20 protein-coding genes are annotated in these 20,618 nt (G+C 75.7%); 11 read left to right on the forward strand and 9 right to left on the reverse strand.

What is annotated here, in order from left to right:
• The first annotated feature begins 80 nt into the window (after window positions 1–80).
• Window positions 81–1,553, forward strand: a complete 1,473-nt coding sequence (locus J0910_RS01345) for an NAD-dependent succinate-semialdehyde dehydrogenase (RefSeq protein WP_420161859.1) — start codon at window positions 81–83, stop codon at window positions 1,551–1,553.
• 228 nt (window positions 1,554–1,781) lie between these two features.
• Here J0910_RS01345 and J0910_RS01350 read toward each other — a convergent pair whose 3' ends face one another.
• The 5 genes from J0910_RS01350 to J0910_RS01370 all read right to left on the reverse strand — a co-directional run bounded on the left by J0910_RS01350 (window position 1,782) and on the right by J0910_RS01370 (window position 5,289).
• Window positions 1,782–2,207 (reverse strand): SgcJ/EcaC family oxidoreductase, encoded by a 426-nt coding sequence (locus J0910_RS01350; protein WP_420156679.1) that lies wholly within the window; start codon window positions 2,205–2,207, stop codon window positions 1,782–1,784.
• Window positions 2,208–2,270: 63 nt separating this feature from the next.
• On the reverse strand, window positions 2,271–2,930 hold the full coding sequence (locus J0910_RS01355; protein ID WP_420156680.1) for a GntR family transcriptional regulator: 660 nt from the start codon (window positions 2,928–2,930) through the stop codon (window positions 2,271–2,273).
• 108 nt (window positions 2,931–3,038) lie between these two features.
• Window positions 3,039–3,785 carry a maleate cis-trans isomerase family protein gene (locus tag J0910_RS01360; protein ID WP_420156681.1) on the reverse strand — a complete coding sequence of 249 codons (747 nt, stop codon included), beginning with the start codon at window positions 3,783–3,785 and terminating at the stop codon, window positions 3,039–3,041.
• A gap of 40 nt (window positions 3,786–3,825) precedes the next feature.
• Entirely contained in the window at window positions 3,826–4,728 is a 903-nt protein-coding gene (locus J0910_RS01365; protein WP_420156682.1) for a maleate cis-trans isomerase family protein, read from the reverse strand.
• Between the two features lie 78 nt (window positions 4,729–4,806).
• Window positions 4,807–5,289 carry a DUF3830 family protein gene (locus tag J0910_RS01370; RefSeq protein WP_420161860.1) on the reverse strand — a complete coding sequence of 161 codons (483 nt, stop codon included), beginning with the start codon at window positions 5,287–5,289 and terminating at the stop codon, window positions 4,807–4,809.
• Window positions 5,290–5,617: 328 nt separating this feature from the next.
• On the opposite strand from J0910_RS01370, the gene J0910_RS01375 reads away from it, so the two are divergent.
• The 7 genes from J0910_RS01375 to J0910_RS01405 all read left to right on the forward strand — a co-directional run bounded on the left by J0910_RS01375 (window position 5,618) and on the right by J0910_RS01405 (window position 12,872).
• Window positions 5,618–6,646, forward strand: a complete 1,029-nt coding sequence (locus J0910_RS01375) for a D-2-hydroxyacid dehydrogenase (RefSeq protein WP_420156683.1) — start codon at window positions 5,618–5,620, stop codon at window positions 6,644–6,646.
• Between the two features lie 42 nt (window positions 6,647–6,688).
• A complete protein-coding gene (locus J0910_RS01380; RefSeq protein ID WP_420156684.1) occupies window positions 6,689–8,137 on the forward strand; it encodes an amidase in 1,449 nt (482 codons plus the stop codon).
• A gap of 265 nt (window positions 8,138–8,402) precedes the next feature.
• Window positions 8,403–8,921: a histidine kinase gene (locus J0910_RS01385; protein ID WP_420156685.1), complete on the forward strand. Its 519-nt coding sequence runs from the start codon at window positions 8,403–8,405 to the stop codon at window positions 8,919–8,921.
• Window positions 8,922–9,027: 106 nt separating this feature from the next.
• The gene (locus J0910_RS01390; protein ID WP_420156686.1) at window positions 9,028–9,825 is read left to right on the forward strand and encodes a DUF4097 family beta strand repeat-containing protein; all 798 of its coding nucleotides are present in this window, start codon (window positions 9,028–9,030) and stop codon (window positions 9,823–9,825) included.
• 23 nt (window positions 9,826–9,848) lie between these two features.
• Window positions 9,849–10,814, forward strand: coding sequence for an ATP-binding cassette domain-containing protein (locus J0910_RS01395; RefSeq protein WP_420156687.1), 966 nt, complete (start codon window positions 9,849–9,851; stop codon window positions 10,812–10,814).
• Complete coding sequence (locus tag J0910_RS01400) at window positions 10,811–11,602, forward strand: ABC transporter permease (protein WP_420156688.1); 792 nt, start codon at window positions 10,811–10,813, stop codon at window positions 11,600–11,602. Before J0910_RS01395 ends, J0910_RS01400 begins: the two co-directional genes overlap by 4 nt.
• Before the next feature lie 64 nt (window positions 11,603–11,666).
• Window positions 11,667–12,872 carry a cytochrome P450 gene (locus J0910_RS01405; protein ID WP_420156689.1) on the forward strand — a complete coding sequence of 402 codons (1,206 nt, stop codon included), beginning with the start codon at window positions 11,667–11,669 and terminating at the stop codon, window positions 12,870–12,872.
• Between the two features lie 339 nt (window positions 12,873–13,211).
• On the opposite strand, the gene J0910_RS01410 is transcribed toward J0910_RS01405, so the two are convergent.
• Window positions 13,212–14,747 (reverse strand): PucR family transcriptional regulator, encoded by a 1,536-nt coding sequence (locus J0910_RS01410; protein ID WP_420156690.1) that lies wholly within the window; start codon window positions 14,745–14,747, stop codon window positions 13,212–13,214.
• A gap of 141 nt (window positions 14,748–14,888) precedes the next feature.
• On the opposite strand from J0910_RS01410, the gene J0910_RS01415 reads away from it, so the two are divergent.
• Window positions 14,889–16,148: an NAD(P)/FAD-dependent oxidoreductase gene (locus tag J0910_RS01415; RefSeq protein WP_420156691.1), complete on the forward strand. Its 1,260-nt coding sequence runs from the start codon at window positions 14,889–14,891 to the stop codon at window positions 16,146–16,148.
• A gap of 93 nt (window positions 16,149–16,241) precedes the next feature.
• Window positions 16,242–16,700: a GreA/GreB family elongation factor gene (locus J0910_RS01420; RefSeq protein WP_420156692.1), complete on the forward strand. Its 459-nt coding sequence runs from the start codon at window positions 16,242–16,244 to the stop codon at window positions 16,698–16,700.
• Window positions 16,701–16,945: 245 nt separating this feature from the next.
• On the opposite strand, the gene J0910_RS01425 is transcribed toward J0910_RS01420, so the two are convergent.
• Window positions 16,946–18,142 carry a globin domain-containing protein gene (locus J0910_RS01425; protein ID WP_420161861.1) on the reverse strand — a complete coding sequence of 399 codons (1,197 nt, stop codon included), beginning with the start codon at window positions 18,140–18,142 and terminating at the stop codon, window positions 16,946–16,948.
• A gap of 99 nt (window positions 18,143–18,241) precedes the next feature.
• A complete protein-coding gene (locus J0910_RS01430; RefSeq protein WP_420156693.1) occupies window positions 18,242–18,685 on the reverse strand; it encodes an RrF2 family transcriptional regulator in 444 nt (147 codons plus the stop codon).
• A 101-nt stretch (window positions 18,686–18,786) separates the two neighbouring features.
• On the opposite strand from J0910_RS01430, the gene J0910_RS01435 reads away from it, so the two are divergent.
• A complete protein-coding gene (locus tag J0910_RS01435; RefSeq protein ID WP_420156694.1) occupies window positions 18,787–19,218 on the forward strand; it encodes a hypothetical protein in 432 nt (143 codons plus the stop codon).
• Here the strand turns inward: J0910_RS01435 and J0910_RS01440 are convergent.
• A complete protein-coding gene (locus tag J0910_RS01440; RefSeq protein WP_420156695.1) occupies window positions 19,179–20,576 on the reverse strand; it encodes a flavin monoamine oxidase family protein in 1,398 nt (465 codons plus the stop codon). The two genes, J0910_RS01435 and J0910_RS01440, sit on opposite strands and share 40 nt — an antisense overlap.
• Window positions 20,577–20,618 lie beyond the last annotated feature (42 nt).

A 20,618-nucleotide genomic window follows, 5' to 3' on the forward strand; every position in this document is an offset into this window, starting at 1 on the left:
CTCCGCGGGCGGTCGGCCGGTGCGGGTGCCGGGAAGGCCCGCCCCTGGGAAGAGCACGGCTGATGAGCGGAGGAGAGGCCATGTCCGAGGCGATCGATGAGACCAAGGTCGTCGAACAGGTGGACAAGCGGCTCTTCATCGGCGGCCGCCGGCGGGACGCGGCCGCCGGGGGGACGTTCAAGGTGGAGGACCCCTCCACCGGGTCGGTGCTGTGCGAGGTGGCCGACGCCGGGCGGGAGGACGGGTTCGCCGCGCTGGACGCGGCGGTCGCGGCGCAGTCCTCGTGGGCGGCGACCGCCCCCCGGGAGCGCGGCGAGGTGCTGCGCCGCGCCTACGAGCTGATGATGCTGCGCCAGGAGGAACTGGCCCTGCTGATGACCCTGGAGATGGGCAAGCCGCTGCCGGAGGCGCGCGGCGAGGTCGGCTACGCCGCGGAGTTCTTCCGCTGGTTCGCCGAGGAGGCGGTGCGCATCTCCGGCGGCTTCTCCACCTCGCCCGACGGCAAGGCGCGGTTCATGGTGATGCGCCAGCCGGTCGGCCCGTGCATGCTCATCACCCCGTGGAACTTCCCGCTGGCGATGGGCACCCGCAAGATCGGCCCGGCGGTCGCCGCGGGCTGCACCATGCTGGTCAAGCCGGCCCAGCAGACCCCGCTGAGCATGCTGGCCCTGGCCGACGTGCTGCGCGAGGCGGGCCTGCCCGAGGGCGTGCTCAGCGTGCTGCCCACCACCGACCCGGGCGGGCTGACCGAGCCGCTGCTGCGCGACGGCCGGATCCGCAAGGTGTCGTTCACCGGCTCCACCGCGGTCGGCAGGAGGCTGCTGGAGCAGAGCGCCGAGCAGGTGCTGCGCACCTCCATGGAGCTCGGCGGCAACGCACCGTTCCTGGTCTTCGACGACGCCGACCTGGACGCGGCGGTCGAGGGCGCGATGCAGGCCAAGATGCGCAACATCGGCGAGGCGTGCACCGCGGCCAACCGGATCTACGTGCAGTCCGGGGTCGCCGAGGAGTTCTCCGCCCGGCTCAGCGAGCGGATGGGCGCGCTGCGGCTGGGCCGCGGCGTGGAGGACGGCGTGCAGGTCGGCCCGCTGATCGACGCCAAGGCCCGGGAGAAGGTGCAGGGCCTGGTGGACGACGCGGTGCAGCGCGGCGCCCGGGTGCTGGTGGGCGGCTCCGCCTCGGACGGGCCCGGCTACTTCTACCCGCCCACGGTGCTGGCCGGGGTGGCCCAGGAGAGCCGGCTGTCCAGCACCGAGATCTTCGGCCCGGTGGCCCCGGTCATCCCGTTCGACACCGAGGAGGAGGCGCTGGAGGCCGCCAACGCCACCGAGTACGGCCTGGTCAGCTACTTGTACACCCAGGACGTGACCCGCGCGTTCCGGGTCGCCGAGGCGCTGGAGACCGGCATGGTCGGCCTGAACCAGGGCATCGTCTCCAACCCGGCCGCCCCGTTCGGCGGGGTCAAGCACTCCGGCCTGGGCCGCGAGGGCGGCACCGTCGGCATCGAGGAGTTCCTGGAGATCAAGTACGTCGGCGTCGGCGGCCTGGGCTGAGGCGGCCGGCGCGGGCTTGACCTCGCGGTACTCCGGAAACGGCTGCGAAGAGTGAGCGTTCGCGCTCCGGGCGGAGCAGCGCAGAGCCGTCCGCTCCGCGGAGGGGGCCGCGCGGCCCCCTCCGCCCCGCCCCGGCGCCCTTCCGAGGAGCGCCGGGGGCGCCCTCCCGGCGGACGCGGTACGGCGGCGCTCCCCCACCCGGGCCGCGCCGGCCCCGCCGGGCGGGGCTCACACGTCGACCACCCCGGTGTTCTGGCCGGCCGCCAGCAGCCACTCCCCGTCCTCCTTCGCCAGGATGAGCAGCGGGGAGCTCTCGAACTCGTCCTCGACCAGTTCCCCGTCGACCGTCGACCAGCGCCGCTGGCGGATCTTGGCGGCGGCGACGTCGGGCCGGATGAACATCACGTGTACCACCTCCAGGGTGGTCTTCGCGCCCCGCATCGCCCCGGGGAGCACCCGGCGCGAGAACTCCGCGATCGCGTCGCGCCCCAGCAGGGTCCTGCCGCCGCCCGTCGTCCACACCGCGTCGTGCCGGAACAGGTCGATGAACTCGTCGGCGAGCTCGTTCATCTGGGAGTGCTGAATGGCCGCGGCCACCCGCTCGATCGCCGCGATGTCGGCCGCGCGGACGTCCTCGTCCCGTCGTGTCGTCATGCGGCCCAACCTAGGACCTCAACTCGAGTCGAGGTCAAGGCGTCCCGGCCGCGCCCCGGCGGCTCAGCCGCCGTTGATCCGGGCCACGGTGTCCACCATGTGCGAGCGGATCAGCCGGAGCAGCAGCTCCTCGTCGCCTTCGGTGATGGCGTCCAGGATCCGCTGGTGCTCCTCGACCAGCTCGGACGGCTCCGGGTAGACGTCCTGCATCACGGTGAGGCACATCCGGGTCTCCACCAGCAGGGTCTGCGCCATCCGCTCCAGCCGGGTGTTGCCCGAGCAGGACACCAGCGTCCGGTGGAAGGCCTGGTCGGCGTCGCTCATCGCGTCCCGGTCCGCGGTGGCCGCGGCGTCCACCAGGGCCTGCAGGGCGGCGGTGAGCCGGGCCACCGCCTCGCCCCGGTTGCCGTGCATGATGAGCTCGCAGGCGGTGCGCTCCACGGCCAGCCGCGCGGTGTAGACGTCCCGGACGTCCTCGGGGGCGAGGTCCCGGACGAACAGGCCGCGGTGCCGCTCGCTGCGCAGCAGCCCCTCCTGGACCAGGCGCTGCATCGCCTCGCGGAGCGGGCCGCGGCTCACCCCGAGCCTGCCGGCCAGCTCGGTCTCGCCGAGCTGGTCCCCGGGGGCCAGCGAGCCGTACATGATCGCCTCCCGGAGCTGGTCGGCGATCAGCTCCGAGGTGGACCGCCGCGGCACCGGATGGAGTTGTCCTGGGGACGTCATCTGCTCGTTCGGGGCGCCCGGCCGGGCCTTCCGGCCGGCCGGCCGCCCCGTCCTCCTCTCGCATGGCGCGGGCGGGCCCGTGCGGCCCGCCCGTCTCGTTCGGGCACCCTATGCGGGGTGCGGTGCGGTCCCCGCCGGAGCCGGGGTGCGGAACAGGGTGCCCAGCCCGTCCCGGGGGCCGGTGTCCCCGGCCAGCCGCAGCCCCTGCCAGACGCTGACCTGGTTGGCGGTGAGCACCGGCTTGCCGACCCGGCGCTCCAGGTCGTCCAGGATCGCCGCGCTGTGCAGCGCGGTGTCGGGCACCAGCACCGCGTCGGCGCCGGCGTGGTCGGCGGAGGCGACCCAGTCCAGCACGTCGGCGGCGGCCAGGGTGCCCACCTCGGCCGCGGTGACGATGCCGCGGCCGGTCCAGGAGGTCACCCCGATCCCGGCGTGCGCCAGGAAGTCGGCGAACCGGGAGGCCACGTCCTCAGGGTAGGTGGCGGCCACCGCGACCCGCTCCGCGCCCAGGTGCCGGACGGCGTCGACGAACGCGAACGAGGTGCTGGAGGCGGGCACGCCGGCCTCGGCGGCGACCCCGGCCGCCTGCTCGGCCGCGCCCTCCCAGCCGAACACGAAGCTGCCGCTGGTGCAGGCCCACACGGCCGCGTCCACGCCGAGCGCGCGCAGCTCGCGCGCGCCTTCGGCGAGCACGTCGGAGCCGCCGACGTCGAGCAGGGCGTCCACCCGGTGCGCGTCCTCGCGCATCAGGGTGTGCACCAGGTGGAGTTCGGTGCCGGGGCCGAGCCGCTCGGCGAAGGCCGGGTAGTCGTCCTCGGCGCTGTATCCGGGGTAGAGGAATCCCGCGCTGGTCATCGAGTGGGAACCGCCTTTCTGCGGGTGTGCGGGAAGGGGGTCACGCCGCGGGGGCGCGGTGGGCGGTGGTGTCGAGCAGGTGCTGGCCGGCGCCGACCGCGCGGCGGCCGATCGCCGACAGCGCCGCCCACATGGTGACCTGGTTGGCGGCCAGCACCGGCTTGCCCAGCATCCGCTCCAGCGGGGCGATGATGTCGTAGGTCAGCACGTTGGTGCAGCTGATGAAGACGGCCTCGGCGTCGGGCCGGTCGGCCTCGCGCACCGCGTGGACCACCTCGGAGTAGCCCACCTGCCAGATGTGGTCGAGCAGGCCCAGCCCGACGCTGGAGGTGGTCTGCACGGAGTGCTCGGACAGGTAGGAGAGCAGCCGGTCGGTGACGCTGTCCACGTAGGGGGTGACCACCGCGATCCGGCGCAGCCGCAGCGCCTCCAGGGCCTGGATGAGCGCGCCGGAGGTGGTGACCGCGGCGGGGGCGCCGGCGTCCAGGATGGCCCGGCGCAGCCGCCGCTGCCCCTCGGCGCCGTGCACGAAGCTGCCGGAGGCGCAGGCGTACCCGACGACCAGCGGCTCGGGCGCGAGCAGGTCGCGGGTGGCGCGCGCGGCGCCGTCCCCGTCGCTCAGCGCCGACGCCTGGTCGACGGTCACCGGGACCGGCACGAACGGCAGCCGGGTGACGTAGAGGGAGATGTCGTCGGGGGCCCACCGCCACAGCTCGCGGTCGAGGGCGAAGTCGTAGGGCGCGATCACGCCCACCCCGGACTGCCAGGGCGTCTGCGTGAGGGCGGAGATCTCCACCAGGCCGTCGGCGACCCGCTGGTCGGGGAGGAGTCCGGGCTCGCCGAGGAGCTCCATGGTCGCGGCGGTCTCCTGCTCGGGACGGACCCGCTCGCCGCCCCCGCCGTCACCCGATGCCGGAGAACCCGGGGTGTGTTCGGTCCGCATTGGTCACTCACCTCCTTCTCGCGTTCTTCTGTGCGTTCCTCTTCGGTGTCCTCGACGGACCGGGACCACGCGGCGCGGTCAGTCTTCGATGCGGCGGTAGACCAGGCGCTCGCCGACCGAGCCGGAGCGCCACACGTCGTGGCAGGCCTCGGCCATCCGGTCGAGCCCTTCGACGATGCCGCCGTAGACGTTGCCGGGCACCCAGCCCACATCGCCGTTGAGCAGCAGGTTGTTCCGGCCGTAGAAGATCGCCAGGTCGATCACGCCCGGGAGGTGGCCGACCCCCTTGTCCTCCTTGAACCGGCGGTCCAGCATGCCGCCGTCGAAGGCGAAGTAGACGACGTCGCCGGGGATCGGGGTGACCGTGGGGTTCTCCAGGCCCGGCTCCTCCGCGGCGAACCGGGGGACCATGGTGTACACCTCGTTGCGCGCGTACTTGGCGTGCTGGACGTCGCCGGCCTGCGGCAGCGCGCGCCAGACCGCCTCGCAGGTGCGCGGGGCGTCCTTGTCGTAGAGCTCGGCGACGCACTCGACGCCGCGCTTCTCCAGGGAGATGGACATGTACCTGGGCATCTCAAAGGCCCTTCCGACGCTGGGCTGGGGTCACGGGATACGGCGGGACCGTGCGGTGATCGCTCGCTATGCGGCCGCTGGGGCGATGGCACCGCGGAGACGCGTCATCCGCGGATTGTTGACAATCTTACGATCGGGGCGCCGGGGGCGGCAATGCCGACACCGGCCCCGATCCCGGCCGCGCACCGGAGCGCCGCCGACATCGCAGTTCACGGCCGGTTGCGGATTGTTGACAATCCACCGTGCGGGTCCCTAGCGTTTCAACCGCCCGGCGGAGCACCGCCGCGGCCCGCACCGCCGATCCGGAGCCGCCTTCGTGACCACCGGAACCCCGTCCCCGTCCAGCGGAGCCCCCTCGGCGCCGCGCCTCGTCGTGCTGCACGGCGGCGAGCCGCCGCCCGGCCGCGAGCGGATCGACGGCCGCCCCGGCCTCGCCGCGGTCGACTACGCCACCGCCGACACCCTCGGCGACGCCCTGCCCGGCGCCCGGGCGCTGCTGGTGTGGGACCTGTTCACCGAGGCGCTCACCGCGGCCTGGCCCAAGGCCGACGCGCTGGAGTGGGTGCACGCCGCCACCACCGGGGTGGACAACCTGATGTTCCCCGGCCTGGTGGAGAGCGGCACCGCGGTCACCAACTCGCGCGGGGTCTTCGACCGGCCCATCGCCGAGACCGTGCTGGGCTTCGTCGTCTCCTTCGCCAAGGGCCTGCACATCACCCGCGACCTGCAGCGCGAGCGCACCTGGAAGTGGCGGGAGACCGAGCCGGTCGCCGGGCGGCACGCGCTGGTCATCGGCACCGGCGGGATCGGGCGGGCCATCGCCCGGCTGCTCTCGGCCGCCGGGATGACGGTGGAGGGCGCGGGCCGCACCCCGCGCACCGGCGACCCGGACTTCGGCACCGTGGTCGAGGCCTCGCTGGAGGTCCCCGGCGCCGGGCTGCACGAGGCGCTGCCGCGCGCCGACTACGTCGTCGCCGCCGCGCCGCTCACCCCGGCCACCCGCGGGCTGATCGGGGCGGAGGCGCTGGGCAGGATGCGCCCCACCGCCCGGCTGATCAACGTCGGCCGCGGCCCCACCGTGGTCGAGGAGGACCTGGTCCGCGCGCTGCGCTCGGGCGCCGTCGCCGGCGCCGCGCTGGACGTGTTCGCCGCCGAGCCGCTGCCGACGGACTCCCCCCTGTGGTCGATGCCGCAGGTCATCGTCTCGCCGCACATGTCCGGCGACGTCGAGGGGTGGAAGGACGAGCTGGTCCGGCTCTTCCTGGACGAGCTCGACCGCTACCTCGCGGGCGAACCGCTGCGCAACGTCGTGGACAAGCGGCGGGGGTACCCCGCCGGGCACTGAACCCGCACCGCGCGGGCCGTCACGAGGAGAGAGGTCGCACCGATGACGATCGGATCGGAACGGGACCGCGCAGCGGCCGTACCCGCGCAGGGCGGGTCCGCCTCGCCCGCCGAGATGCCGGCCACCGAGCTGCTCGCCAGATACGCCTCGGGCGCGCTGTCCCCGGTGGAGGCGGTGGAGTCGGTACTGGCCCGGATCGACAGGGAGAACCCGGCGCTGAACGCGTTCTGCCAGGTGTGGGCGGACGAGGCGCGGGCCGCCGCGAAGGCCTCGGCCGAGCGGTGGCGGCGCGGGGAGCCGGCGGGCCCGCTGGACGGGGTGCCGGTCTCGATCAAGGACATCATGCTCACCGAGGGCCGCCCCACGCTGCGCGGCTCGGCCACCGTCGACCCCGACCGGGAGTGGCCGGAGGACTCCCCGGTGGTGTCCCGGCTGCGCGAGGCCGGCTCGGTGTTCACCGGCAAGACCACCACCCCGGAGATCGCCTGGAAGGGCGTCACCGACAGCCCGCTCACCGGCGTCACCCGCAACCCGTGGGACCTCTCGGCCACCCCGGGCGGGTCCAGCGGCGGCGCGTCGGCCGCGGTCGCGGCGGGCATGGGCCCGCTGGCCACCGGCACCGACGGCGGCGGCTCGGTGCGCATCCCGGCGTCGTTCACCGGGGTCTTCGCGCTCAAGCCGACCTGGGGGCTGGTCCCGCACTACCCGGCGAGCGCGTTCGGCTCGCTGGCCCACTCCGGGCCGATCACCCGCACGGTGGCCGACGCCGCGCTGATGATGGACGTGATCACCGGACCGGACCCGCGGGACTGGGGCGCACTGGCCCCGCCCGCGGCGCCGTTCTCCGCGGCCCTGGGCGATCGGGGCGTGCGCGGCCTGCGGATCGCCTACAGCCCCGCGCTGTGGGGGCTGGAGGTCGACCCGGAGGTGGCCGCGGCGGTGGAGACCGCCGTCGCCGCGTTCACCGAGCTCGGCGCGGAGGTGGAGCGCGCCGACCCGCCGCTGTCCGACTGCCGGCAGGACTTCCACGTGCTCTGGTTCAGCGGCGCGGCCAAGGCGATGGAGAACGTCCCCGAGGAGCGGCGGCACCTGATCGACCCGGGGCTGCGCGAGATCATCGCGGAGGGCCTGACCTACTCGGCGCAGGACTACCTGACCGCCACCGCGACCCGGATGGCGCTGGGCGAGCGGATGGGCCGCTTCCACCGGGAGTACGACCTGCTGCTCACCCCGACCATGCCGATCACCGCGTTCGAGGCGGGCCGCGAGGTCCCGCCGGACTGGCCGGACCCGCGCTGGACGTCCTGGGCGGGGTTCAGCTACCCGTTCAACATGACCTCCCAGCCGGCGGCCAGCGTCCCGTGCGGGTTCTCCTCCGCGGGCCTCCCGATCGGCCTGCAGATCGTCGGCCCGCGCCACTCCGACGCCCTGGTCCTCGCCGCCGCCCACGCCTTCGAGCAGGCCCGCCCCTGGGCGCACATCCGGCCCTAGCCGGCCGGCGGCGGGGAGGCCCGTCCCCTCCCCGCCGCCCTCGGGAGAGGGCCCGGCCCCGGCGCGGTGCGGCGGCGGCCGGGCCGGCCCGAAAAGGACGATCCGAGAACGCGGAGAAGGAGAGGGGACCGCGGCGTTCGCCGCGGTCCCCTCTCCTTCTCCGTGTTCTCCTCCTCCGCGGTCCCGGCGCCGCGTCCCGGCGGGTGACGCCACCGCCGGCCCGGAGGACTTGACATGACATCATGAATGACATCATTATGGCGTCATGGATTTGATGCCGTACGTCGACGAACTCCGCCGCCAGCTCATGGTGGCCGCCGAAGCCGGGGACGAGGAGACCCGGGTCATCGCCGAGCGCCTCAGCGCGGCCCTCGAACCCGCATCCCGACTGACCCTGCTGGACGCCCTGTCCGCCGCCGCCGACGAGATCACCAGGGACCTCGCCCCCGGATCGGTCGAGGTGCGGCTGCGCGGACGGCAGACCGACTTCATCGTGACGTCACCGGACTTCGATGACGCCCCCGATGACGGCATCGCGGCGTCACCGCTGCCGCCGGGGAACACCGCCCCCCGGCCCGAGGCCGAGGAGGGCGGAACCTCGCGGATCACCCTCCGGCTCCCCGACCGGTTCAAGCCGCAGGTCGAGGAGGCGGCCCGCGCCGAAGGGCTCTCGGTCAACGCCTGGCTGGTGCGCGCGGTGGCCGCGTCGCTCGACGGCGGCGGGCGCCGGCCCGGCGCCCGCACCCACCAGGTCGGCCGCGGCTACACCGGCTGGGTCCGCTGACCGGCCCCCACCGCTGACCGGGCGGGGCCGCCGGCCCCGCCGCACCGCCTCCACCACGTCTCCGACCAGCGGAGACGTTCACCACCGCCACTTCCAGGAGACCGCCATGCCTGTTTTCGACACCCCCGACCCCGTCACCGTCGACCTCACCCTGGTCGCCGGATCCGTCCAGATCAGCGCCGGGGACCGCACCGAGACCGCCGTCGAGGTCCGCCCCCGCGACGAGGCCAAGGAGGCCGACAAGCGCGCCGCCGAGCAGGTCGAGGTCGCCTACGCCGGCGGCCGCCTCGAGATCCGGGACCCCCAGCCCTCGGGCCTGGGCCGGGTGGTCGGGCGCAAGGGCATGGTCGACATCACCGTCGAGCTGCCCGCGGGTTCGCGGCTCCAGGCCTCAGGCGATTTCGGCACCTTCCGCTGCGACGGGCGCCTGGGCGCCGCCGGGATCGCCCTGTCCAACGGCAACATCGCCGTGGACCTCATCACCGGAAACGCCGAGCTCAGCACGGGGTACGGCTGGATCCGGGCGGGGGAGATCGGCGGCTCCGCCACCGTCAAGTCCTCCGGCGGGGCCATCACCCTCGGCACGGTGACCGGGGACCTGAAGGCGAACTCCGCCCACGGCGACATCACCGCCGACCGGACCCCGGCCTCCGTCACCGCCCGCACCACCCACGGCAGCGTCCGGCTCGGCCGGGTGTCCGCCGGCCGCATCGACGTGGGGACCTCCTACGGCGAACTGGAGATCGGCGTCCGCGAGGGCACCGCCGCCTGGCTGGACGCGGTCTCCAAGAAGGGCGTCGTGCGCAGCTCGCTGGAGGCCGCCGCCGACCCCGCGCCCACCGAGGAGACCGTCGAGGTCCGCGCCCGCAGCGTGCACGGCGACATCACGGTCCGCCGCGCCTGACCGGAGAGACGGGAGACATCCGCATGTCCGAGCACACCCCCCGCCCCGCCGTCTCGGCCGAGGGCCTCCGCAAGTCCTACCGGGACCAGGTCGTCCTGGACGGCGTCGACCTGGAGATCCCGGCCGGAACGATCTTCTCGCTGCTCGGCCCGAACGGCGCCGGCAAGACCACCATGGTGAAGATCCTGTCCACCCTGATCCGCGCCGACGGTGGCCGGGCCCGGGTCTTCGGGCACGACCTGGCCGCCGAGCCGGACGCGGTGCGCGCCGCGATCGGCGTCACCGGGCAGTACTCCGCGGTGGACGGCCTGCTCACCGGGCACGAGAACCTGATGCTCATGGCGAGGCTGCACCGCCTGCGCGGTGCCGCGGCCCGCCGCCGAGCCGCCGAGCTGCTGGACCGGTTCGACCTGGCCGGCGCGGCGAAGAAGCCCGCCGCCGCCTACTCCGGGGGCATGCGCCGCCGGCTCGACCTGGCGATGACCCTGGTCGGCTCCCCCCGGCTGATCTTCCTCGACGAGCCGACCACCGGCCTGGACCCGCGCAGCCGCCGGGACATGTGGCAGATCATCCGCGACCTGGTGGCCGACGGCGTCACGGTCTTCCTCACCACGCAGTACCTGGAGGAGGCCGACCGGCTCGCGGACCGGATCGCGGTCCTGGACCGCGGCGCGATCGTGGCCGAGGGCACCGCCGCCGAGCTCAAGCGGCGGATCCCCGGCGGCCACGTCCTGCTGCGCTTCGCCGAGGCCCGCGCGCTGGAGTCCGCGGCCAGGGAGCTGGGCGGCGAGACCGACCCCGAGTCCCTCGCGCTCAAGGTCCCCGGCGGCGGAGGCATCGCCTCGCTGCGCGGCCTCCTGGACCGGCTCGACACCGCGTCCATCGCCCCCGAGGAGCTGTCGGTGCACACCCCGGCCCTCGACGACGTCTTTCTCGCGCTGACCGGGAACCGGGGCGCGGACGACCACGCACGGAAGGCGAACCGATGACCGCCCTCGCCCGCGCCGCCGGCGACTCGGCCACCATGGTGGCCCGCCAGCTCCGGCACATCCTGCGCTACCCGTCCATGACCCTGCTCCTGGCCGGGATGCCGATCCTGTTCCTGCTGCTGTTCGTGTACGTCTTCGGCGGCGCCATGGGCGTCGGCGCGGGCGGGGCGGCGGCCGCCCGCGCCGACTACCTCGACTACATCGCCCCCGGAATCCTGCTGATCACGGTGGCCAGCGCGGCCCAGGGGACCGCCATCTCGGTGGCCATGGACATGACCGAGGGCATCGTCGCCCGGTTCCGCACCATGGACATCGCCCGGGTCTCGGTGCTGACCGGCCACGTCGTGGGGAGCCTGATCCAGGCGATGCTGATCACGGTCCTGGTCGCGGCGGTGGCGCTGCTGATCGGCTTCCGGCCCACGGCCGGCCCGGCGGAGTGGCTCGCGGCCTTCGGCCTGCTGGCGCTGGTCTCCTACGCCCTGACCTGGCTCTCGGTGGCGCTGGGCCTGGTCTCCAAGAGCGTCGAGACGGCGAGCAACCTCCCCATGCCGCTGGTCTTCCTGCCCTTCCTGGGCAGCGGCTTCGTCCCCACCGAGACGCTGCCGGCCGGACTGCGCTGGTTCGCCGAGTACCAGCCCTTCACCCCCATCACCGAGACGCTGCGCGGGCTGCTCACCGGCACCGGGGCCGGCGGCGCCTGGATCGCCGCGGTCGCCTGGTGCGCCGGCATCACCCTGCTCTCCTACGTCTGGGCCAAGCGGCTCTACGACCGCGACCCGTCGGCCTAGCACCGGCCGCCGCGGCCCGCGAACGGCCCCCGTACCGCCCCCCACTCTGAAACGAGGAACGGCCATGAGCGACCCCGTCCACACCATCGCCGCGCTACCGACCAAGCGCACGCCCGGCTGCCCCTTCGACCCGCCGGCCGAGCTGCTCGAAGCCCGCGAGCACGGCCCCATCAGCCGCTACGTCTTCCCCGGCGGGAAGGAGGGCTGGCTGGTCACCGGGCACGAACTGGTCAGGGCGGTCCTGGCCGACCCGCGGTTCAGCTCCCGCAGGGAGCTCATGCTCCACCCGACCATCGACGTCACCGGCATGGACGTCCCCCCGGCGCCGCCCGGCGAGTTCCTCCTGATGGACGAGCCTCGGCACGGCCGCTACCGGAAGCCGCTCGCGGGCAGGTTCACCGCCCGGCGGATGCGCCTCCTCACCGAGCGCGTCGAGGAGATCACCGCCGAGCACCTGGACGCCATGGAGCAGGCCGGGCCGCCGGCCGACCTGGTGACCGCGTTCGCCAAGCCCATCCCCTCCATCGTGATCTGCGAGCTGCTGGGGGTGCCCTACCGGGACCGCGACGTCTTCCAGGCGGACGTCGAGTCGTTCCTCAGCGGGGAGGCGACCGAGGAGGAGCAGATGGCGGCCTACACCGCGACCCAGGGCTACCTCGCCGAACTGGTGGCCGCCAAGCGCGCGGACCCCACCGACGACATCCTCAGCGACCTCACCGGCGGCGACTTCACCGATGAGGAGCTGCGGGGGATGGGCCTGCTCCTGCTGGCGGCCGGGTTCGACACCACCGCGAGCATGCTGGCGCTGGGCACCTTCGCGCTGCTGCGCCACCCGGCGCAGGCGGCCGCGCTCCGCTCCGACCCCGGCCTCGCCGACGGCGCCGTGGAGGAGCTGCTGCGCTACCTGGCCGTCGCGAAGGCGTTCATGCGGGCGGCGCTGGAGGACGTGGAACTGGGCGGGCAGACCGTCAAGGCCGGCAGTACGGTGGTCCTCTCCTACAGCACCGCCAACCGCGACCCCGAGCGCTTCACCGACCCGAACGTCCTCGACGTCCGGCGCCGGCCCGAGGGGCACCTGGCCTTCGGCCACGGCGTCCACCTGTGCCTGGGCGCGCAGCTGGCCCGGGTCGAGATGCGGGTGGCGCTGCCCGCGCTGCTCAGGCGCTTCCCCGGCCTGCGCCTGGCCGTCCCGGAGGGCGAGATCGGGCTGCGCCCGGAGACCGCGGACGTCTACGGGGTGAAGAGCCTCCCGGTCACCTGGGACGCCTGACCGCGGCCGCCGGCGGAGGGGGCCGGAGCCCGCCGGCGCCCCCCTTCCGGCGGGGCGGACCGGGCGGCCGCTCCCGGCGGGCGCCCCGGGAGCGGTCCCGCGTTCCGGGCGGCGGCACCGCGGCCGCCGGCCGAACCGCCCGCCGAAGCCGGCGCCCGCCCCGGGGAAGGCGCCGCCCCTCCGGCCGCGGCGGCGGGAGGGCGGCGGAGTCCCGCCCGCCCCGCTCCCCCACTCCCGGGAAAGCGGTCCCGGCCGGGGCCGCCGCGGCTCGGGGACCGGCCGGGGAGACCGCCCGCCCCGGCCCTCCCCGCGGTCCGGGGAGGCCGCCGGGGCCGGCCCTCAGCCCTCCCCGCCCGCGTAGACCTCCAGGGCGATGGCCAGGGCCAGGCGCATCCGCGGGTCGTCCAGTTCCAGGCGGGTCTGCTCGGCCATCTTGCGGAGCCGGTAGCGGACCGTGTTCGGGTGCACGTCGAGCAGGCGGGCGGCGGCCGCCGGGTCGCCCTGGGCGAGGAGCCAGGCGCGCAGGGTCGGCACGTACCGGGTGCCCTGCTCGGCGTCGTGCCGGGCGAGGTCGGCGACCGGGCCGTCGGCGGGGCGGCGGCCGGAGGCGGAGGCCATCCGGAGCCGGTGCAGCAGCACGTCGTCCCAGGACTCGTCGTAGGCGACCGGCGGCTCCGACGGGCGGGCGGCGTGCAGGGTCAGGCTCTCGTCGGCCTCCCGGCGGCTGGCCGGCAGCCGGGACAGGTCGGCCGGGCCGCCGACGCCGGCGTTGACCACCACGTGCTCGGGCAGGCCGCGCCGGGTCTCGCGGACCCAGTCCCGGGCCGGTCCGGGGTCGGCGCCGCAGGGCAGCACCGTGTAGACCGTGCTGCCGAAGACGGTGCTGCGGCCGGGCCGGGACCAGCCGAACCCGGTGGTGGCCCGCTCGAAGGCCATCAGCACCGCGGCGTGCCGCTCCCCCGGGGTGTGCGCCTGGAGCGCCACCACCCGGTACCGGTCGGCGGCCAGGCCGAGCCGGCCGGCCGCCTCGGTCGGGTCGGTCCCGCCTTCCAGCAGCCGGTTGACCAGGTCCGACTCGACCCGGCGCTCCAGGTCGGCGCTGACCCGGGTGCGCAGCAGGTGCAGCGCGACGGTGCGCGCCCCCTCGGCGAGGAGTTCGCGGCGGGCCGCGTCCAGCGGCCGGTCGCCGACGGCCCACAGCGACCCGAGCACCTCCCGGCCGACCCGGACCGCGACCGCGGTCCGCCCGGCCAGGCCGTGCTCGGGGGCGGGCGGCACGAACACCGGTTCCGCGGAGGACGCCAGGTGCGCGGTGACCCCGGTCTCGGTGAGGTGGCGCTGCAGGTCCTCGGGGACCCTGCGGCCGAGCACGGTGTCCAGCCGGGCCCGGTCGGCCGCCTCCTGCCGGTCGGAGTGGGCCAGCACCCGGAACCGGCGGTCCTCGATGGTGACCGGGGCGCCGACCCGGGCGGCGATGGTGTCGGCGAGCGCGGGCAGGTCGGCCGGGCCGCGTCCGGACTCGGTCTCGCCGCCCTCCTGCACCAGCCCGTAGACGATCCCGGCGATCTGCCCCCAGGGGACGGCCGGATCCACGGCGAGCACCGCGACGCCGTGCCCGGCGGCGAGCACCGCGCCCTCGGCGGAGCACGGGCCGCGCAGCACGACCGCCACCGCGCGCGCCGCCGCCGCCAGCCGGACCGCCTGCTCTGCGGAGTCCGCGCCCACGGCGAGGAAGACGTCGCCCTCCTCCGGCCGCGGCGCGGTCGGGTCGTGCAGGGCGACGCCGCGGATGACCGCGCCGGGGTCCGGGCGCGGCCCCGCGGGCCGGGCGCCGTAGGCGCCGAGCACGTTGATCAGCCTGTCCAGCAGGACCACCGGCCGCCCCTCCCCCGCGCTTGTCCGGCCTGTACAGGAGCCTAGTCGGAGATTGTCGGGCGGGAACAACGCCCGTGCGGGCCGCTCGGGCGAGACTCGGTCGGAGGAATGCGAACCGGTACGGTACGGAGGCTGTTGGTCATGGGTGGTGCCGGAGGCACCGGGGCGCCGCGCTCCGCGGTCGTCGTCGGTGCGGGGATCGTCGGGCTGTCGACCGCGTGGTTCCTGCAGGAGCAGGGCGTCGAGGTGACCGTGGTCGAGCGGGACCGGATCGCCGCGGGCGCCTCCTGGGGCAACGCCGGGTGGCTCTCCCCCGGGCTGGCCGTCCCGCTGAACGAGCCGGCGGTGCTCCGCTACGGGGTGCGCGCGCTGCTCGACCCGCGCGCGCCGCTGTACGTCCCGGCGACCGCCGACACCGAGCTGCTCCGCTTCCTGGCGCTGTTCGCCGCGCACTGCCGCCCCGCCGCCTGGGACCGCGCGCTCCGCGGCAACCTGCCGCTCAACCGGGCCTGCCTGGACGCCTACGACGAGCTGGCCGACGGGGGCGTCGCCGCGCCGACGCACTCGGCGCCGATCACCGCGCTGTTCGCCTCGGAGCGGGCCGCGGCCCGGCTCCTGGTCGAGCTGCGGCACTCGGCCGGGACCGGGCTGCCGATCGGGTTCTCCGCACTGACCGGGGAGGCCGCCCGCGCGGCGGTCCCGCAGGCCTCGTCGGAGGTGCGCGCCGCGGTCCGGCTGGACCGGCAGCGCTACATCGACCCGGGCGCGTTCACCCACGCGCTGGCCGGCGCGGTACGCCGCCGCGGCGGGACCGTCGTGGAGGGCTTCGAGGTCAGCGGCTTGAAGCAGACCCGCGGATCGCTCTCGGTGCACTCCGCGCACGGCGAGGTGGAGACCGCCGACGCGGTGGTCGCCGCCACCGGCGCCTGGCTCGGCCGGCAGGGCCGGTCCTGGGGGATCCGGGTGCCGCTGAGCGCGGGCCGGGGGTACAGCTTCACGGTCCCGCTCGACGAGCCGGTGCCCGGCCCGGTCTACCTGCCGGAGGCCCGGGTGGCGTGCACCCCCTACAGCGGCGGCCTGCGGGTCGCCGGGACGATGGAGTTCCGCCGCCCGGACGCTCCGCTGGACCGGGCCCGCGCCGACGCGATCGCCGCGTCCGCGCTGCCCTACCTGGACGGCGTCGACCTGTCCGCGCGCAGCGACGAGTGGGTCGGGCCGCGCCCGGTCACCGCGGACGGCCTGCCGCTGATCGGCGCCACCGCCGTGCCGGGGCTGTACGCCGCGGGCGGGCACGGCATGTGGGGGCTGACGCACGGCCCGGTCACCGGCCGGCTGCTGGCCCGCGCCATCGCCACCGGGCGCACCCCGGCCGAGCTGCGGCCCTTCGACCCGACCCGGTGACCCGGGGGCCGCCGGCGGCCCTCCCCCGCTCCCGTTTTCCGTACGCGCTCCGCCTTCGAGGAGGCGGAGCGCACCCGTATTCCAGGAGGACCCATGTCCCGTTCCGGCCGCACCTGGCTGACCCCGTCCGCCCACGACCGGCTCACCCGGGAGCTGGCGCTGCTCTCCGGCGGCGCCCCGGAGGAGGGCGCCGGCCCCGGCGAGTTCGACTACATCCCGGACAAGGACGCCCGGGACGCGCGGATCACCCGGATCGAGGAGATCCTGAAGAACGCCGTGGTCGGCGAGGCCCCGCCGGACGACGGCATCGCCGAGCCGGGCATGGTGCTGACCGTCCGGTACGAGGGCGGCGAGGAGCCGGAGACCTTCCTGCTCGGCGTGCGCGACCGGGCCGACACCGAGGGGATCACCGTCTACTCCCCGGAGTCCCCGCTGGGCACCGCCCTGGTCGGCGCCCGCCAGGGCGAGACCCGCTCCTACCTCGCGCCCAACGGCCGCACCTTCCGGGTCACCCTGGTCAAGGCGGTCCCCTACGGCGGACACCCCGCCTGACCGGCGGTGGGGCGCCGCGGTGGCGGCGCCCCCGCGCCGGGCCCGCCGGCGATCCGCTCCCGGCGGCCGGCGACGCCCCGCTGCGGCCGGCCCCGGCGGACACCGGCGACGGTGCCCGCGCCCTCGGGCGGAGCCGTGCGGGGGAACCCCTGCGACCGGAGACCGCGCGGCCCCCGCTCTCCCGTCTCCGCTCCGCCGCGGAGGCGCCGGGGCCGGGCTGCGGCGGCCGCTCCGGAAGCGGCCGGTCAGTCGGCGGCGAGCCAGAGGTCGGGGCCGAAGACCTCGTAGTGGACGGAGTCCGCGGGGACCCCGCGCCGCAGCAGGTCGGTGCGGAGGCCGCGCATGAACGGCAGCGGGCCGCACAGGTAGGCGGTGAGGCCCTCGGGGAGGTCGAGGGCGGACAGGTCGGCGCGGCCCCGCGCTGCCTCCGGGGCGGAGTCGCCCGGCTCCTCGTACCAGAGGTGCAGTTCGGCGCCGGGGATCGCGTCGACCAGGCGGCGCAGCTCGGCGCGGTGGGCGTGCGCGGCGGGCGCCCGGTCGGCGTGCAGCACGGTGACCGGGCGGGTCGCGCCGGTGTGGACGAGGTGGCCGAGCATGGCCAGCACCGGGGTGCAGCCGATGCCCGCAGAGGCCAGCAGCAGCGGGCCGTCGCCGTCCGCCGGGACCAGGTCGCCGAAGGGGTGCGAGACGCGCAGCCCGGTGCCGGGCCGGGCGTGCTCGTGCAGCCAGGCGGAGACCTCCCCGTCCGGGCCGTCCTCCGAGAGCTCCCGCTTCACCGAGATCGCCCACTCCTCGGCGCCGGGCCGCGAGGTGAGGCTGTACTGCCGGATCTGGTGCGCGCCGTCGGGCAGCTCCACCTGGACGCTGACGTACTGGCCGGGGCGGGCCGCCGGGAGCGGCGCGCCGTCGCGGCGGCGCAGGGTGAGCGCGAGGACGCCGTCCGCCTCCTCGCGGCGGCCGGTGACCTCCATCGCCCGGAACACGTCGCCCTCGGCGGTGCCCGCCTCCCGGTAGAGGCCGGCCTCCGCGCCGATCAGCACCTCGGCCATCAGCCGGTACACCTCGTCCCAGGCCTCGGCGACCTCCGGGGTGACCGCGTCGCCGAGCACCTCGGCGATCGCGGCGAACAGGTGCTCGTGCACGATCTTGTACTGGTCGGCGGTGACGCCGAGCGAGGCGTGCTTGTGCGCGATCCGGGAGAGCATCTGCTCGGGGAGCTCTCCGGGGCGCTCCACCAGGGCGGCGGCGAAGGCGGCGATCGCCCCGGCCAGCGCCCGGCGCTGCTCGCCGCCGGCCTGGTTGCCCCGGTTGAACAGGTCGCGGAGGAGTTCCGGGCGGGCGGCGAACATCCGCCGGTAGAAGAGGTCGGTGATGTCCTCGATCGCGGCCCCGACCGCGGGGAGGGTGGCGCGGACGACGGGGGCGGACCGCTCGGAGAGCATGGGCACGGTCATGGACGACTCCTTAATTGGTATCTCATATTCGTATTTACCATCGGGAGCCGATCCCCTCGATCCGGGGTCCGGGTTCGCCCGGCCGGCTCAGCCGCCGCGCCGCGGGCCGAGCGAGACCAGCACCGGCCCGGTGGGCGCGGCCACCAGGTCGGCCACGGTCAGCCCGCCCAGGGAGGCGTAGAAGGCCTGCTGCGCCTCGCGCAGCGCGCCGCGCAGCCGGCAGGCCGCGCGCAGCGGGCAGGGCGCCTCGCCCTCGCACTCCACCACCTCGCCCTCCCCTTCCAGCTCGCGGACGAGCCAGCCGAGCGAGGCGCGCATGCCGAACGGGGTGAGCACCAGGCCGCCGCCGCGGCCGCGCCGGGCCTCCACCACGCCCAGCTCGCGCAGCCGGGTCACCGCCTTGGCCGTGTGCGTGTACGGCACGTCCATCCCCTCGGCCACCTCGCGCGTGGTCAGGGGCTCGTCGCCGCCGGAGGCCGCCAGGCGCATCACCGCGCGCAGGGACAGGTCCGTGAACTTGGTCAACCGCACGGAACGAGGCTAACAAACCCGTATCCCCGATGCGGATTATCCGGACGGCCGGGGTAGGCTCGGAGGTCCGCCCCGCCCCGGAACCCCGCTTGGAGGATCCCGTGCCGAGCGACCCCGCGCCCCCGCAGCGGCTCTGGCGGCTGGACGCCCTCCCCCGCCCGCTGGACGCCGCATCCTTCCGGCTGCCGCCCGGCGGCACCGCGCACCCCGCCGGGGAAGGGCTGGACGTGCTGCTGGTGCCGCTCTCCGGCGGCGGCCTGCTGGACCTCGGCGACGGCGGCGCCGAGGTGCGGGCCGGGGTCCCGGTCTGGCTCCCGCACGGCTCCCCGGCCGAGCTCACCGCCGGCCCGGACGGGCTGGAGTACCTGGCGGTGCACCGCCGCCGCCCCGCCCCGGCCGGGTCCGGCGGCGCGGCGCCGGGCGGGGACCCGGCCTGCCGGCTGGACCGGGTCTGCGCGCTGTGCGGCCGGCTCTCCGAGGAGTCGGACGCCCGCTACTGCGCCCGCTGCGGCGCCCCGCTGGACACCGACTGACGGCGGCGGAGCACCTCGTCGGCGGCGCGCCGGGCGCTGGTCAGCGCCCCCTCCAGGGTGCTGTTCTCCGGGAAGCCGGAGGTCTCGGCCGCCGCCCAGTGCACCGCCCCGGAGGGCTCGCGCAGCAGCGGCCCGTACTCGGTGAGGAAGCCGGGCGGCATCGGCGACTGGTAGGCCCGGCTGTAGGTGCCCGGCGAGGCCACCGACTGCGCCAGTGCCACCGGCTCGGCGGCCTCGTCGCCGAACGCGCCCTCCAGGTTGCGCAGCAGCACCTCGCGGTGGCGCTCCGGCGACTCGGCGACGCGCTGGTCCGCGCCGAGCGGGCTGGCCGCGCCGAAGGTGTAGGTGTGCGCGATCAGCCGGCCGAAGCGGTCCCCGGGCGGGCTGTCGTCGATGGTGTAGGCGGGGATGCCCTCGTCGAAGTAGGCGTCGCCGGAGAGGCCGGCCTCGCGCCAGAACGGCCGCTCGTAGATGACCTCGGTGCGGATGATCTCGGCCTGCGGCCACTCCCGCTGGAAGCGCCGCCGGCTCGGCGCCGGCTCCGGGCGGAAGGCGACCCGGTAGGCGTCGGCCGGGGATACGGCCATGATCACCTGGTCCGCCTCGATCCGGCCCCAGTCGCCGGAGGCGCGGATCCGCTCCCCGGAGGTGTCCACCTCCGCCACGTGGTGCCCGGTGCGCACGCTGATCCCCGGGTCCGCGCCGACCTCGGCGGCCAGCCGGCCGGCCAGCAGCACCGGGTCCAGCCGGAGCGGGTGGGCGTCGGGGACCGGGGTGGGGCCGATGTGCGCGAGCAGCCACAGCATGCTGATCCGCTCGGCCGGGGTGCAGGCCTCCACGGTGAGGTTCTCCTCCAGGAGGGTGAGCAGCTCCCGGTCGGAGGAGTGCTCGCGGAGCCAGGCGTGCACCGAGCGCTGGTCCAGCTCCTCGGCCTTGGGGTGCCGCCAGGGGCAGACGAAGTCCATCTTCTCCGCCATCCGCACCACCCTGCTGATCAGCAGGTCCTTGCGGAGGCGGGTCCACCAGGTGACGTCCAGCGGGATGTTGTCCCGGCTGACCCGGGTGTCGCCGTCGTCGTCCATGCACAGGTCGTCATAGGAGCGGTCCAGCGCGGTGTCGCGCACCGGCACGCCCAGCTCCCCGGCGAGCCGGACCAGCTCCCGGTCCGCCCTGCGCAGCCACATGCTCCCCGGGGCGTACCCGTTGAGCGGGGCGTCGGCCATCACGGTCGCCCGGCCGCCCGGGCGGGCGGCTCCCTCCAGGACGGCGACCCGGGGCACCCCGGCCGCGCGCAGCCGCCGCGCCGCGGCGAGCCCGGACAGCCCGCCCCCGACGATCGCGACCTCGACCTGCTCCATCGCCACTCTCACCCTCTCGCGCCCGGTGGCCGCCGGACCGCC

Origin of the sequence: Nocardiopsis oceanisediminis (assembly GCF_048595525.1) — a bacterium.
Lineage (GTDB): Bacteria > Actinomycetota > Actinomycetes > Streptosporangiales > Streptosporangiaceae > Nocardiopsis_A > Nocardiopsis_A oceanisediminis.